The organism is Niastella vici, from assembly GCF_002077945.1.
GTDB lineage: Bacteria > Bacteroidota > Bacteroidia > Chitinophagales > Chitinophagaceae > Niastella > Niastella vici.
In genome coordinates, this window is record NZ_LVYD01000046.1 from 111,486 (window position 1) to 125,613 (window position 14,128).

The following is a 14,128-nucleotide window of genomic DNA, read 5'->3' on the forward strand; positions in this document are numbered from 1 at the left end:
CGCTTTTTTCAAGTAAATTTGCAGGCTGATAAATAACAACAACTGTAAAACACTCAAGGAAACTGATATCATGATATTACCGATCGTTGCATATGGCGCCGATATTTTGAGAACAACGTGTAAAGACATCACCCCTGAATATCCCCAGTTGGATAAACTGATTGAAGATATGTGGGAAACCATGTATGCCAGCAATGGAGTAGGGCTTGCGGCGCCTCAGATCAATAAAGACATTCGCCTGTTTGTAATGGACAGTAAACAGATATTTGAGAACCAGGAAGAAGATGAAAAAGGCAAATATCCTGATGAACCAGGCATAAAACAGGTGTTCATCAATGCCCATATAAAGGAATTGAATGGGGAAGAATGGGCCTATAACGAAGGCTGTTTAAGCATACCCAAGATCAGGGAAGACATCATGCGTAATGAAACTGTGACCATTGCCTACGTGGATGAGAATTTTGTTCCATATACAAAAACTTTCAATGGAATTACCGCCCGCATCATTTTGCATGAATACGATCATATAGATGGAAAATTATTTATAGATTACCTGAAGCCATTAAAGAAAAAACTGTTGCGTGGCAAACTGGAGGATATTAAAAAAGGTAAAGTGCGGGCCGATTATAAAATGATTTTCCCTAAATAAGGTCATATGTTTCCAGGCTGCTGGCGTGTACTGATCCTGTTGGTGATTTCGGGTAAACTGTATGCTCAGGATTCGCTGGTAAAAGTGCAGAACAGGATCGTTACCCTCAAAGAAGTGGTGGTGCGCAACAACCTGAATGTTTCCGCTTTCATTGAACGCATAAAGAACGACACTACTTTTTACAAGGCTTTCCGCAACCTGAAAGTGCTCGGTTATACCTCGCTGAACGATATCAGAATGCTGGATAAACAGAGCAAGGTGACCGCCTCCCTGTACAGCCGCACCCGGCAGCATGTATTCAATGGATGCCGCCATACCCAGGTGCTCGAAGAACAAACCAGGGGCGACATATACGACAAACACCACGAGTTCAACTATTATACAGCCGGCATGTATGCCGGTTTATTTTTTGCAGCCGATACCATTTGCGGGGAAACCAATATTGTAAAAGACGCCGGTTTCAGCACCCAGGGCAAAAGCGGTTTGGCCAAACACAAAGAGCAATTGAAGATGTTGTTCTTTAACCCCGGTAAAAAGATCCCCGGTATTCCTTTCATTGGTAATAAGATCGCGCTTTTCGATGATGAAGTGGCCGCCCGCTACGATTTCACCATTGATATGGATGCCTTTAAAGGCGAAATGTGTTATGTATTCAGCTGCAAGCCGCGGGCCGACCTTACTGACAATGAAAAAGACAAGATAGTGGTGAACGACATGACCACCTGGTTCAATGTTAATACCTGGGAAATAGTTGCCCGTAATTATGACCTCAGCTACAATGCCGGTGTGTACGATTTTAACGTACGCATGGAAGTTGAGCTCGCCAAATTCGGCGATTACCTGGTACCCAAACTGCTTCGGTACAATGGTAACTGGGATGTGGTCATGAAAAAGCGTGAACGGTGTATATTTACCGCCACGCTGTTTGATTTTGAAAAATAGCTTTAGCTGATATTCTTCGTTTTCGCATATCCCCGCCACTTCTCGAACAACTGCTGCATATCCTGGGGCATTTCGCTGTTAAATACCACTTCCTTACGGCTGCGCGGGTGAATAAACCCGATAGTTTTGGCGTGTAGCGCATGCCGTGGGCAAATGGCAAAGCAATTATCTACAAATTGTTTGTATTTGCTGAAAACGGTTCCTTTTACAATTCTGTCGCCACCATATAATTCATCATTGAACAGGGGATGGCCCAGGTGTTTCATGTGCACGCGTATCTGGTGGGTGCGGCCGGTCTCCAGCTCACATTGTATGATGGTCACATAGCCAAGGCGTTCCAGCACTTTGTAATGGGTAACAGCATCCTTGCCCACTTCACCGTCGGGATAGGCGTCGAATATTTTACGGAAACGCTGGTGGCGGCCAATATGGGCCCGAACGGTGCCGCTGTCTTCAGCCACATCGCCCCAAACCATGGCCACGTACTGGCGATGAATGGTATGATCGAAGAACTCCTTGGCGAGGCAGGTCACCGCTTTTTCGGTTTTGGCCAGCACCATTAAACCGCTGGTATTTTTATCGATCCGGTGTACCAGTCCGAAGCGGGGCAGGTTATCGGCCGAAATATTGCTGTTCTGTTGCTGTAAATGCCAGGCTACGCCATTGATAAGCGTACCGCGGGGATTACCACTGGCAGGGTGAACGACCAAACCCACCGGTTTGTTTACGATCAAAATGTCGTCATCTTCGAAAACAATATTCAAAGGCATTTGCTCGGGGATGATCTCTTCCCCGTGCATCTCCTTGTCGGAGTATACAATTATCTCTTCGCCCGGCTTTATTTTATGATTGGCCTGTACGGTTTTGCCGTTTACGGTAACCCGGCCGCTTTCGATAGACTGCTGCACTTTATTGCGTGATGCGCCCTCGATACGGGCAACCAGGAATTTGTCGAGCCGCATGGGCTCCTGGCCTTTATCTACCACCAAACTGAACCGCTCATATAGCTCTTCCGCTCCTTCTGCATTTTCTTCCTGATCGTTGTTAATGTTGACATCCTTTATAGTCATGGGGGATCACTGTTTCGACAAAGGTAAGCAACCAGGGGAGTTGTATAAAGTAGTACATTTGTTTCTATATGAAAACCAGTAAAAAGCAGGGAGTTTTATTTCGTGATCTGGGTCAAATTGAATACCAGGATGCCTGGGACCTGCAGGAAAAGCTGTTGCAGGAGAATGTAGCCGTGAAAACTGCCATCCGCAACAGGCTGTCGGCAGTGGGAGAACTGGCCACCCCAAACAGCGAATTAATTATTGGAAATGAGGAAGTTATTCCATCAACCAATCACTATCTGCTGTTTGTAGAGCATCCGCCTGTGTATACGCTGGGTAAAAGCGGCGATATTGAACATGTGCTCATCAGCGAGGAAGAAAGGGCGGCCAAAGGGATCAGTTTCTACCATACCAACCGCGGTGGCGATATTACCTTTCATGGCTGGGAGCAGCTGGTTGGGTACCCCATCCTTGATCTGGAGCGTTTTTATACAGATATTGGCAAATACCTGCGCAATTTGGAAGAAGTGATCATTGCCACCATGGCCGATTATGGGTTGAAAGGCGAGCGTTCGCCCGGCGAAACCGGGGTTTGGCTCGATGCCGCTATACCGGGTAGGGAGCGGAAGATCTGCGCTATGGGCATTCGCTGCAGCCGGTGGGTCACCATGCATGGCTTTGCCTTCAATGTAAATACCGATCTGTCGTATTTTAATTATATCATTCCCTGCGGCATTCAGAACAAGCAGGTTACCTCACTGGAAAAAGAGTTGGGGCGCAAGTTGGATATGAATGAAGTGAAAGAGCGCGTGAAAGCGAACTTTGAAAAAGTATTTGAAGTTGAGTTGGTTGGCTAGTCCCTGGGTATAAAAAACTTATGCTTCTCCTTCAGTTTGCCATCTTCATACAATTCAAACTTATACCAGCCCGATCGCAGGAAATTTACCTTGTCGATCAGCAGCGATGACTCTTTTACCTCGCTTATATCAAAGAGGGGAACGCTTTTTTCATCGAAGAATTTAACAGAATAATGGTGAATGGTAGCATTGGGCAAACTGATGGTAACATTGCCATCTTTTTCTGTATAGATGAATTTGGAAGGTTTAAATACTTCTTTTGGCACAAATGGCTTTAACAAAATGGTATCGGCGCCGGCGAAAGCGATCGTATCCTTTGTTCTTGTAACAATCGAATCACGGAACTTTTTCAGGTCTTTTGCATTGATGGTTGCTACCAGGGTATCGCGTTTCTTTACGAAGAAGAATTTTTCGGGTTCCGGCACTTTTACAACAGCGGGTTGCAGCGTTTCCTTTATTTCTTCAGCCTGTTTGGGCGTAACACTTTCTGAAATGATCACCCGCCTTGCATTTTCCGGCGTTTGTTGCGTTAGTTTATTATTTACCACAACACGGGCGGTATCCCAAAAGGGGCGTTTCGATTTTGTGAACACAAATTTGCCATTATCCTGTACAACGAACAGGCGGTAAAACAGGTTGGCATCCGGCGCTTTTCCGTCAACAATACCATTCTGCTGCGCCGTAGGATCGGCAACAGATAATATGGTAGCAAAACCTTTGGTGCTGTCTTTGGAACGTTGAATACTGATCTGTGTGGTAACCGGGTAATTGTTGGTCCAGCTGATGATAACTTTTTTGTTTCCTTTGGTAACGACAGTAAAATCAGGCAGAACTTCCTGCGCCCAGCTGGTGGTAAATAAGGTACAAGTAAGTATTAGTAGTAATGCTGCCAGTTTGCGCATGCGCCAATATTATATTAGTCGGTAAAGGATTTGGCGTCGCAAATATAACGGTTTTGCGATAGCAGTTTTATATTACAACTTACAGGAATGTTAATGTTCCACCGGGTAACGACCGGTTGCCCTGTAAGCCGCCGCTATGCACTATTAAAATGCGACTGCCGGGTTCAAAATAGCTGTTTTGCACCAGGTGCATAATGCCAAATAACAATTTGCCGGTATATACGAAATCGGTGGGCATCTCATGTTGCTGATAAATGGTATTCATAAAACTGATGAGCTCACCGGTTTTGCGTGCGTAACCGCCAAAGTGATAATCGTAAAAAATGGTGTACTGTTTTCCGTTGGCTGCATATGGTTTTACAAAGGAGTTCAGGCTGTTGTTTTCTGTTGCAGGCATTTTAAGACTGCAAATGCCAATTACCTGCTGATGCGGTAAAGCGGCGTGCACTAGACCTGCAAGCATGGTGCCGGTCCCTATAGCGCATGATACATGTGAATAACTTTTTATTTGTGTCAATTGCCCTATTTCAGCAGCACCCAAAACACCCAAATGGCTTTGTCCGCCTTGCGGAACAATATAATAATCGGGATATTTTTCCTGTAAAGCCGGAATAATGGTTGCTTCATCGCTGTATTCATTTCGCGGAACAAATTGCAGCTGCATATTATATTCCTGCACTTCCTGTAAGGTGGCAGAAAGAACTAACGGTTGTTCGCCCCGGATAATACCAATACTGGCAAGGCCCGCCTGTTGGCAGGCAAGCGCAGTGGCTACCAAATGGTTCGACCAGGCACCACCAAATGTAAGTATGCCTGTTTTGTTTTGTTGCAGCGCTTCCTGAAGATGGTATTTCAACTTGAACCACTTGTTGCCCGAGATAACCGGGTGAATACGATCGAGCCGCAATACATCAATTGCAACCTGCTTATTGTGCAGCAGATTGCCGGCAAGTGGCTGCACTACTGCTTTTGTTAAGTCGACCGATTGCGTTATTACTTTGTTTACCGACATAGTTTTCATCACATATTTTTATATTTTCGTGACTCAATTTTTAAAAATACAATAATGGAACCAACTCTTTTGATTTTGGCAGCAGGCATGGCTTCCCGCTATGGTAGTATGAAACAGATCCAATCATTCGGACCCGGTGGAGAAACGATCATGGATTACTCAATTTATGATGCTATACGCGCTGGATTTAAAAAAGTGGTGTTTATTATCCGCAAGGAATTTGCTGACGATTTTAAAGCCATAGTAGAACCGCCATTGAAAGGAAAAGTAGAGATTGATTATGTATACCAGGATCTGAAGTCCTTTACAGAAGGTTTTGACGTTCCCGCCGACCGCACCAAACCCTGGGGCACTGCACATGCGGTACTGTGTGCTAAAAATACCATCAATGAGCCATTTGCGGTGATCAATGCCGACGATTTTTATGGCCGCGATGCATTTGAAAAAGCTTATAAATTCCTCACCAAAGATGTGAATGACAATACCTATTCTATCATTGGTTATGAATTGCTGAAAACCCTGAGTGACAATGGTACCGTAAACCGTGGTGTTTGCGTGGCCAATAGCAATGGTAACCTGGTATCTATCGCCGAGCGTATAAATATTTCGAAAGTTGATGGAAAGATCCTGACCGATGATAATCAACTACCCAAAGAATTACCGCTCGATTCACAGGTGTCAATGAACTTCTGGTGTTTTTCACCCTCTATATTCCCTTATTCAGAGAAATTGTTCAAGGAGTTCCTGAAAGCGAATATCAGCAATATTAAATCTGAGTTCTTTATTCCTATTGTTGGTGACAAATTCATCAATGAAGCAAATGGCACTATTAAGGTGATCCCCACTTCGGCCCAATGGTTTGGCGTAACCTATAAAGAAGATGCGCCGGAAGTAAAAGCTAGCCTGGAACAACTGGTGAACGCTGGTGAGTATCCTGCCAAATTGTGGAAATAACTTAATTTCAACTTATAGAAGTCCCACCAAAAAAGAAGAAGCCTCCTGATAATCCGGGAGGCTTCTTCCATTATGTGTTTGCTGCGATTTTTAATACACTTTCACCATAAACACGCCGTCTTCAATTTTCTTGATCTGCTGAACCCTGTCCATATTTCTTATAGAAGAGTTAAGCGTTAAGCGGATATTCTGAAAGGCAGAATCTTTTTTAAGGTCCTCCAGGCTGCGGAAGATATTTTTAGCGGTGAGGGCAAATACCACACCTTCAGCGGCTTTCTGGCGGGCATTTATTATTCCTATCACTTCGCCGTTTTTGTTGAATACGGGACCGCCTGAGTTACCGGGGTTGGCCGATACGCCGATCTGGAACGAAAGGGTGTCGCCATTATAACCGGTTTTGGCGCTCATATATCCTTCATTGTACACGATCTCTTCGCGGGGGTAACCCAGGGTGAACAGGGATTCGCCAAGATCAGTACTTCTTTTGCCGATGCCGTAGGGCAGGGGGCCGATGCTTCTGAAATCAGCATCTTCTATTTTTATAAATGCCAGATCGGTTTCGGGATTGCTGTAAATGATGCGTGATCTGAACTCCTGGCCTTTGCTGTTTTGAACAACAACGGTAGTTGAGCCATTCACTACGTGTGCATTGGTTACAATGATGCCTTTGCCATCGACCAGGAAACCGGTTCCGCCAAATTTAACGGGCGTATTTTCGGGGGCCTTGGTATTGCGGGCAGCCTGTACTGTAACTGTATTTATAGCTTCACTAACTTTTTGGCCAACCTCGCGTTTAACTTCTCTTTTTAAACGCTCGAAGTCCTGACCGGTTTTCTTTTGTGAGTAGTAGGTGGTCATGCCGGCAATGGTAATGGTAGTGATACCGGCGATGGAAGCGGCAACAGCCATAACCCGTTTGTATTTTCTCCAAAGTTGGATAACGGTGGCTTTGGGGGCTGCTTCTTTAATATCTCCTGATTCGAGCAATTGGTTATGTACGTCGTGGAGGATTGATTTGAAATTCTTTCTGTCACTGAACGCTTCCATCTGCTGAAGGAACATGGTGTGCTCCACTACTTTTTCATCCACTTCGGGATTGCTTTTTCGCAGCTGCTCAAAGGACGCCATTTCTTCGGGCGTCATTTCGCCACGGAGAAAGCGTTCAATAGCATCTAATAATTGTACATCTTGCATCACACGTTGTTGTTTTTAAATTCGGCAAAGAATAATTTCCGAAGCCGCATCAGACATTTGTATTTCTGATTTTTGGCGTTATCAGCGTTTGTGTATCCAAAATGGCCGGCAATGTCTGTCATACTTTTTTTCTGCAGATAAAAAGCCTCTATCAAACTTCTGCAGGGTTCACCCAAATGCAATAAAGCTTTTTCCATCATCTGAAATTCTGCATTGCGCTGTCCGTGAACTTCAATTTCTTCCTCAACCGGTACGGTTTCTTCCAAACCGTTTACATTGGGAAGGTATTTCTGCTGTTGTTGCAGTTTTTTAAGCCACAGGCGCCGGCTAACCGAGTAAACATACGTTTTAAGCTGGCAGTTTAACTCGAAAGTACCTGTCTTCGCCTTTTCGTACAGCACAATGACTGTTTCCTGGAATATATCCCGTGCATCGTCCGCAGATCCATTGTTGTTGATAATCAACGTTTGAACCATATTATAAAACAATTTATATATGGTCTCAACAGATTTGTGGTCGTTCAATGCCAATCCTTTTAACAATGCTTTTTCGTCGGTAGAATCTGTTTTCACGCTTTGAACCATTAATTAATACTCAATTTAAGGAGAAGTAACCCTTCCTGGTTGTAAAATTCAGCATGCCCCGATCAAATCGGGGGCCAAAAAGGGGCAAAAGTGCCCCGGAAATGAAAGGTTGGACTTTTTTTCAAAAAAAATAAAAAAATCTAAGGTGACCGGGGTTACCTTTCTTCGATTTCTGTATTAAACTTCAAATTCATTTGTTAATAAACAAAAAAACGGTACAATGAAAAAACTGTTGTTAGTTTTAGCTATTGGTTCTTTCGTAGCTTGTAATGATGGCGGAAGCGCTGATACAGAAGGTAAAACAGATTCAGCTGCTGCTCCTGCAACTGTAGATTCAGCTGCTGCTCCTGCTCCTACAACTGATTCAGCTGCTGCTCCTGTTGCTGATTCAGCTGCTAAAAAAGTAGACTCTGCTGCAAAAAAGAAATAAGTTTTTTTCATATGGCAAGCAATCGTTAGAGGCCGTCCTGATCTCAGGATGGCCCTTTTGAACAAAGCCATAAGAATTTAATTTAAAGCCCTCCTGATAATATCGGGCGGGCTTTCTTTTTGCCCCCAGCCCCTAAGGGGAGTAATGGGGTTGGAAAAAGCCAGAAATATATTAAAAACTTCAATTTTCGGAGTATTCTTACTTCCCTGCTTCGGGATACCTACTTCCCCAAAACAAAATAGGTTACCATTGAGGTAACCTATTAATAATATCAGGGTTAAATAAATTTAGCGGCCGCCATATCCCACATAACCTTGAGTTCCTCTGCATCCGCCCCTTGCTCCTCTTGATGCTGCACAGGAGGTAATTACTGCGCTGGCAAAAATTACGATTGCTACGATAACGAAAGTCCGTTTCATTTTTGTGATATTTAGTGTTTACAATGCCTGATGAATTAAAGGGCAGAACGATCATCAGGTAATTCAAAGGTTAACGGACTTAAGGGGGAAGGAAAATTCGTCGGATTGGATAGTAAGATGGATCAAAATAACAAAGAATATCCGGTTCGTGCAAGCCTGTGCGCAAAAATAATTTAAGTGTATATAAATAGTTTTTGGTAATCGTTGCACCTTAAATACTTTAGCCTCAAATCTGGTCAATGAACGTACATTTTATAGCAATAGGAGGAAGCGTGATGCATCAGCTGGCGCTTGCTTTGCACAAAAAGGGATATCAGGTTACCGGCAGCGACGATGAAATTTTTGAACCGGCTCAGTCGAACCTGCAAAAGGAAGGACTACTACCAGCCGGCATGGGTTGGTATCCTGAAAAAATAACGCCCGGTCTCGATGCCGTTATTTTGGGCATGCATGCCAAACAGGATAACCCCGAATTGCAAAAGGCCCGTGAGCTGGGGTTAAAGATCTATTCGTTCCCTGAATATATATACCAGGAAAGCCGTAACAAAACCCGCGTAGTGGTAGGCGGAAGCCATGGCAAAACCACTACCACCTCCATGATCATGCACGCCCTGCGAAAAGCCGGAAAAGATTTCGACTATCTGGTAGGCGCCCGGCTCGAGGGGTTCGATCAATCGGTTCAGGTAACCCATGCCCCCATTATTGTATGCGAGGGCGACGAATACCCCGCCAGCGTAATTGAAAAACGGCCAAAATTCCATTTCCTGTTCCCCCATATCGCCATTCTCACAGGCATTGCCTGGGACCATATAAATGTTTTTCCAACATTTGAATTCTACCTGGAACAATTCACCATCTTCATTCAGAAAATTGAATCCGGTGGCATTCTTATATATAATGAGACCGATCCGGTGTTGAAAGAGCTGGTACTGGCCAACAAACGACCCGACATTCGTTATCAGCCTTACAATGTGCCTCCCCATTCTATCGCCAATGGAAAAACAACCCTTACCATTGAAGCACAAACCGGCGAGCTGCAGGTATTTGGCAATCACAACCTGTTGAATTTGCATGCCGCCTGGTACGTTTGCCGTGAGTTAGGTATGGATGCCGCCAGTTTTGTAAAAGCCATTTCCTCATTTACCGGCGCCGCCAAACGGTTAGAGTTGCTGGCACGCAACGATAATACCATCGTATACCGCGATTTTGCCCATGCGCCGTCAAAAGTAAAAGCCACTATTGATGCGGTAAAACAGCAATTTCCCGAACGAACATTGGTGGCCGTGTTGGAGCTACATACCTTTAGCAGTTTGAACGAACAGTTTATGAATGAATATAATGGCGCTATGGACCGGGCCGACAAAGCCGCCGTATTTTACAGCCGCCATGCGCTGGAATTGAAACGAATGCCCGAGCTGCCCGCCGAAAAAGTATATGCCGGCTTTGGTAAGGAAGGGCTGCAGGTGCTGAACGACAAAAACGACCTCATGCAATGGCTGCGGCAACAACCTTACAAAAATGCCTGCCTGCTGTTAATGAGTTCAGGTAATTATGATGGAGCAGATATACTTAATTTTGCACAGGAAATTACCCGTAATTAATAAATAGCTTTATTTTGTTAACCGGTGCAGGCGTATCCTTCGGGAGAAAAAATTTGAGTGGCATTAAACTTGATACCCGTTTGGCGTGTTTAATTTCATTCGAATCCCGATAACTATCGGGAGCCGGCAGGCAGAACGGTGCGCCGGTTTTCACATTTGATCAATTAACCAATAAACCCTATGCTTCATATGACAGTATTTACCCGCTATATTCCCGGAAGGAAGCATTTTGACCAATTACCAATTTGTATCTTTTGAGTTATACGCCTAATTTTATAACCATTATCAATTATCATTGTTGAATGTTGCAGTTAAAGAAGCCGCTGGCAATCATTGATCTTGAAACCACCGGTGTAAACCTGAGCACGGATCGTATCGTTGAAATAGCTATTGTAAGAATTCAAACCGATGGCACCCAGCAGATAAAGCGGAAATTGCTCAATCCGGAAATACAGATCTCGGAAGTATCGCGCAATTTACATGGGATCGACAATGCCATGGTGAAGGATGCGCCTACCTTTAAACAGGTGGCCAATGAGATCAAGCAATTCCTCGACAATTGCGATCTGGCTGGTTACAATTCAAACCGGTTCGATATTCCATTGCTGGCCGAAGAATTTTTGCGCGTAGGGTTGGAATTTGATTTCAGCCACCGCAGGCTGGTTGACGTGCAGAAGATCTTCCATATGATGGAACAGCGCACCCTGGGCGCGGCATATAAATTTTATTGTAATAAGGACCTGGAAGGAGCCCATGGCGCCCAGGCTGATGCCGTAGCCACCTGGGAGGTACTGCAGGCCCAAATTGCAAAATATCCGCAGCTGGGTACCAGCGTGGAAACCATTATCACCTGCATAGGGGATGATAGTATTGTTGATTTTGCCCGCCGAATGATCATGGAGAATGGAGTGGAAGTTTTTAATTTCGGCAAACATAAAGGCCGGGCCGTGGTGGATGTGCTAAAGGCTGAGCCTCAATATTATGATTGGATGATGAAAGGCGATTTCCCGAAACATACCAAGGCCAAGCTGACCGAGATTTTTAACAGAACTTTGTTAAAGAAGGGATAAATAAATGCAAATGTGTATTTTATATAATTGCACAAATCGAATTATTGTATTTTCGTACTCCAATATCAATTGATTTGTTTGGAAAACATCGTTATCATACCAACTTACAATGAACGGGAAAATATCGGTCATTTGATTGATATCATCTTTGCCCAATACGATAATTTTCACATTCTTGTAATTGATGACGGCTCACCTGATAATACAGCCGCATTGGTAAAAGACCGGCAGGTAAAATATTCCGGAAAATTATTCCTCGAAGAACGTAAAGGTAAACTGGGCCTGGGTACCGCTTATATCCATGGGTTTAAATGGGCCCTGAAAAGAGGCTACCAGTTCATTTTTGAGATGGATGCCGATTTTTCGCATAATCCCAAAGACCTGCAACGTTTATATGAAGCCTGTAAAAATGGCGCCGACGTGGCCGTTGGCTCCCGGTATGTAAAAGGCGGCGGAACCATCAACTGGCCAAACAACCGGATCTTGCTTTCAAAAGGCGGTTCACTGTACACCCGGCTCATCACCTGGATGCCGGTAAGGGATACCACCGCCGGTTTTGTATGTTATACGCGGGAAGTGCTTGAATCTATCAACCTCGATCAAATCAGGTTTCTCGGCTATGCATTTCAGATCGAAATGAAATTCGCTTCCTGGAAACTGGGCTTTAAAATAAAAGAAGTGCCCATCATTTTTGAAGACCGCAAATTCGGCGTATCAAAAATGCACAAGGGCATTGTAAAGGAAGGAATATGGGGGGTGTTGAAATTGCGCTGGCTCAGCCTGTTCAAGGATTACCACAACCGCGTTAAAAACACCGGTACAGCATCTTATTCAGCTGTATCGAAGCCAGGAGACCAGGTACTGGCAAAAACAAAATAATTACCGGCAATTTATAGCAGGCGTCCCCTATACATCGGGACGCTTTTTCTTTTATATGGCGGAACCTGAGCGTTGGTTCGCGTGCCACTAAAGCTTTAGCGCGGCGGCGGGAAGTTGAAGGGGCAGATGCAATTGAATCCTGACCGTAGTCGAAGGATTCCCTATCTTCGGTGCAATGCGCAAAGCATTTATACAATTACACCTCGCCGTTTTTCTGGCCGGATTCACCGGCGTTCTTGGCCGGCTCATTACACTCAATGAAGCCTTGCTGGTTTGGTACCGGTTACTCATCACTGTAGTAACCTTATGGGTGATTTATTTTTTTCAACGTAAACTCCATAGCATTTCCCGGGCGGGCATCGCGCGCATATGCGGGGTGGGGGTAGTGGTAGCGCTGCATTGGGTAACTTTTTATGCCAGTATCAAATATGCGAATGTATCGGTGGCGCTGGTGTGCTTTTCGGCCATTGGTTTTTTTACAGCTATTCTGGAACCGCTCATTACCCGTAAACCATTCAATAGAAATGAATTATTGCTGGGGTTACTGGTGATCGCCGGCATCTATCTCATTTTTCATTTTGATCCCCAGTACAAAACAGGCATTATCATGGGCATTATTTCGGCCTTGCTCGCCAGCCTGTTCCCGGTGTTCAACCGGGTATTGGTACAGCAGTATAAGCCTGAAACGGTTACCCTGTACCAGCTCAGCGGCGGGTTCCTGTTCCTGACCATACTGGTACCATTTTACCTGCAGGTTGTTCCTGCCAGTTACCTTGTTCCTACTATAACAGACGCCGGTTGGCTGCTGGTGTTAGGTTGGTTTTGCACTGTGCTGGCCTTTAACCTGTCAATGAACGCCCTCAAAAAGATCTCTGCATTTACCGTTAATCTTACCTACAACCTCGAGCCTTTGTATGGTATTGCACTGGCCTTTATTATTTACCGCGAAGACAAATACCTCTCCGGTTCCTTTTATATCGGATTACTATTAATTGTACTATCTGTGTTTTTACAAACCTGGCTGGTTTACCGGGGCCGCAAAAAACAACATACGATATAATGCAACGGTGCTTGCCTGTCTTGTGTCAGATATGAAAAGTTAACACATGAAACGGGCATATAATTATGCATTGGCTGTATTGATAATGACAGTAGTATTCGGTTGCAAAAAACATCATGATGATACTTCATCCACTGAATTAACCGGTAGTTGGGAGCTGGCAGAAGCTTCGGGTAGTATGCCACCCAAAACGTTCGCAGAGGGGAATGGAAATATGTTGGTATTTAATGAAAATACCTATTCATCTTATGTAAATGGGCAACTGGTTAAAAGCGGCACCTTTACAACTATAAGTGATAATACAGTAGAACAGAATATTTGCCTCATTGTTCCCGATGGCCAGTTTACCCGGCGAATTGTTTTTGATACCGATTCAACAAAGAAATTTTATAATATAGCCGACGGCAAATTGTCAATTACTTTTGGCTGTTATGCATTGGATGGCGGTCAGAAATTAACCTACAGGCACATACAGCCCATCCCAATCGATTAAGGGCTCACCAGCTATATACTTTATTATATT

General features: G+C 44.4%; 15 protein-coding genes. 9 read left to right on the plus strand and 6 right to left on the minus strand.

What is annotated here, in order from left to right:
- The first annotated feature begins 70 nt into the window (after positions 1 to 70).
- Both def and A3860_RS17000 read left to right on the plus strand, forming a co-directional pair.
- Positions 71 to 649 (plus strand): peptide deformylase, encoded by a 579-nt coding sequence (def, locus tag A3860_RS16995; RefSeq protein WP_081147930.1) that lies wholly within the window; start codon positions 71 to 73, stop codon positions 647 to 649.
- A 6-nt stretch (positions 650 to 655) separates the two neighbouring features.
- Positions 656 to 1,591 carry a hypothetical protein gene (locus A3860_RS17000; protein WP_081147931.1) on the plus strand — a complete coding sequence of 312 codons (936 nt, stop codon included), beginning with the start codon at positions 656 to 658 and terminating at the stop codon, positions 1,589 to 1,591.
- A gap of 2 nt (positions 1,592 to 1,593) precedes the next feature.
- On the opposite strand, the gene A3860_RS17005 is transcribed toward A3860_RS17000, so the two are convergent.
- The gene (locus A3860_RS17005; protein WP_081147932.1) at positions 1,594 to 2,661 is read right to left on the minus strand and encodes an RluA family pseudouridine synthase; all 1,068 of its coding nucleotides are present in this window, start codon (positions 2,659 to 2,661) and stop codon (positions 1,594 to 1,596) included.
- Between the two features lie 68 nt (positions 2,662 to 2,729).
- Between A3860_RS17005 and lipB the strand changes: the two genes are divergently transcribed.
- On the plus strand, positions 2,730 to 3,500 hold the full coding sequence (lipB, locus tag A3860_RS17010; protein WP_081147933.1) for a lipoyl(octanoyl) transferase LipB: 771 nt from the start codon (positions 2,730 to 2,732) through the stop codon (positions 3,498 to 3,500).
- Here lipB and A3860_RS17015 read toward each other — a convergent pair.
- Positions 3,497 to 4,402, minus strand: a complete 906-nt coding sequence (locus A3860_RS17015) for a hypothetical protein (protein ID WP_081147934.1) — start codon at positions 4,400 to 4,402, stop codon at positions 3,497 to 3,499. The two genes, lipB and A3860_RS17015, sit on opposite strands and share 4 nt — an antisense overlap.
- Before the next feature lie 79 nt (positions 4,403 to 4,481).
- Positions 4,482 to 5,423: a 1-aminocyclopropane-1-carboxylate deaminase/D-cysteine desulfhydrase gene (locus tag A3860_RS17020; protein WP_081147935.1), complete on the minus strand. Its 942-nt coding sequence runs from the start codon at positions 5,421 to 5,423 to the stop codon at positions 4,482 to 4,484.
- A 45-nt stretch (positions 5,424 to 5,468) separates the two neighbouring features.
- On the opposite strand from A3860_RS17020, the gene A3860_RS17025 reads away from it, so the two are divergent.
- Complete coding sequence (locus A3860_RS17025; RefSeq protein ID WP_081147936.1) at positions 5,469 to 6,368, plus strand: nucleotidyltransferase family protein; 900 nt, start codon at positions 5,469 to 5,471, stop codon at positions 6,366 to 6,368.
- A gap of 90 nt (positions 6,369 to 6,458) precedes the next feature.
- Here A3860_RS17025 and A3860_RS17030 read toward each other — a convergent pair whose 3' ends face one another.
- From A3860_RS17030 to A3860_RS41105, 3 genes are all read right to left on the minus strand, one after another.
- On the minus strand, positions 6,459 to 7,562 hold the full coding sequence (locus tag A3860_RS17030; protein WP_081147937.1) for a S1C family serine protease: 1,104 nt from the start codon (positions 7,560 to 7,562) through the stop codon (positions 6,459 to 6,461).
- Positions 7,562 to 8,134 (minus strand): RNA polymerase sigma factor, encoded by a 573-nt coding sequence (locus A3860_RS17035; protein ID WP_081148061.1) that lies wholly within the window; start codon positions 8,132 to 8,134, stop codon positions 7,562 to 7,564. The genes A3860_RS17030 and A3860_RS17035 overlap by 1 nt, the downstream gene beginning before the upstream one ends.
- Positions 8,135 to 8,323: 189 nt before the next feature.
- Positions 8,324 to 8,587, minus strand: coding sequence for a hypothetical protein (locus tag A3860_RS41105; protein WP_158085280.1), 264 nt, complete (start codon positions 8,585 to 8,587; stop codon positions 8,324 to 8,326).
- A gap of 647 nt (positions 8,588 to 9,234) precedes the next feature.
- On the opposite strand from A3860_RS41105, the gene A3860_RS17045 reads away from it, so the two are divergent.
- The 5 genes from A3860_RS17045 to A3860_RS17065 all read left to right on the plus strand — a co-directional run bounded on the left by A3860_RS17045 (position 9,235) and on the right by A3860_RS17065 (position 14,098).
- On the plus strand, positions 9,235 to 10,596 hold the full coding sequence (locus A3860_RS17045) for a UDP-N-acetylmuramate--L-alanine ligase (protein ID WP_081147939.1): 1,362 nt from the start codon (positions 9,235 to 9,237) through the stop codon (positions 10,594 to 10,596).
- A gap of 302 nt (positions 10,597 to 10,898) precedes the next feature.
- Positions 10,899 to 11,666 (plus strand): 3'-5' exonuclease, encoded by a 768-nt coding sequence (locus A3860_RS17050; RefSeq protein ID WP_081147940.1) that lies wholly within the window; start codon positions 10,899 to 10,901, stop codon positions 11,664 to 11,666.
- Between the two features lie 78 nt (positions 11,667 to 11,744).
- Entirely contained in the window at positions 11,745 to 12,545 is an 801-nt protein-coding gene (locus A3860_RS17055; protein ID WP_081147941.1) for a polyprenol monophosphomannose synthase, read from the plus strand.
- 175 nt (positions 12,546 to 12,720) lie between these two features.
- Positions 12,721 to 13,605, plus strand: coding sequence for a DMT family transporter (locus tag A3860_RS17060; RefSeq protein ID WP_081147942.1), 885 nt, complete (start codon positions 12,721 to 12,723; stop codon positions 13,603 to 13,605).
- A gap of 46 nt (positions 13,606 to 13,651) precedes the next feature.
- The gene (locus tag A3860_RS17065; protein ID WP_081147943.1) at positions 13,652 to 14,098 is read left to right on the plus strand and encodes a hypothetical protein; all 447 of its coding nucleotides are present in this window, start codon (positions 13,652 to 13,654) and stop codon (positions 14,096 to 14,098) included.
- Positions 14,099 to 14,128 lie beyond the last annotated feature (30 nt).

What these genes read in the sequence shown, in the direction of transcription:
- def (WP_081147930.1), top strand. Translation starts at nt 71, where the DNA reads ATGATATTACCGATCGTTGCATATGGCGCCGATATTTTGAGAACAACG.
- A3860_RS17000 (WP_081147931.1), top strand. Translation starts at nt 656, where the DNA reads ATGTTTCCAGGCTGCTGGCGTGTACTGATCCTGTTGGTGATTTCGGGT.
- A3860_RS17005 (WP_081147932.1), bottom strand. Translation starts at nt 2,661, where the DNA reads ATGACTATAAAGGATGTCAACATTAACAACGATCAGGAAGAAAATGCA.
- lipB (WP_081147933.1), top strand. Translation starts at nt 2,730, where the DNA reads ATGAAAACCAGTAAAAAGCAGGGAGTTTTATTTCGTGATCTGGGTCAA.
- A3860_RS17015 (WP_081147934.1), bottom strand. Translation starts at nt 4,402, where the DNA reads ATGCGCAAACTGGCAGCATTACTACTAATACTTACTTGTACCTTATTT.
- A3860_RS17020 (WP_081147935.1), bottom strand. Translation starts at nt 5,423, where the DNA reads ATGAAAACTATGTCGGTAAACAAAGTAATAACGCAATCGGTCGACTTA.
- A3860_RS17025 (WP_081147936.1), top strand. Translation starts at nt 5,469, where the DNA reads ATGGAACCAACTCTTTTGATTTTGGCAGCAGGCATGGCTTCCCGCTAT.
- A3860_RS17030 (WP_081147937.1), bottom strand. Translation starts at nt 7,562, where the DNA reads ATGCAAGATGTACAATTATTAGATGCTATTGAACGCTTTCTCCGTGGC.
- A3860_RS41105 (WP_158085280.1), bottom strand. Translation starts at nt 8,587, where the DNA reads ATGAAAAAAACTTATTTCTTTTTTGCAGCAGAGTCTACTTTTTTAGCA.
- A3860_RS17045 (WP_081147939.1), top strand. Translation starts at nt 9,235, where the DNA reads ATGAACGTACATTTTATAGCAATAGGAGGAAGCGTGATGCATCAGCTG.
- A3860_RS17050 (WP_081147940.1), top strand. Translation starts at nt 10,899, where the DNA reads ATGTTGCAGTTAAAGAAGCCGCTGGCAATCATTGATCTTGAAACCACC.
- A3860_RS17060 (WP_081147942.1), top strand. Translation starts at nt 12,721, where the DNA reads ATGCGCAAAGCATTTATACAATTACACCTCGCCGTTTTTCTGGCCGGA.
- A3860_RS17065 (WP_081147943.1), top strand. Translation starts at nt 13,652, where the DNA reads ATGAAACGGGCATATAATTATGCATTGGCTGTATTGATAATGACAGTA.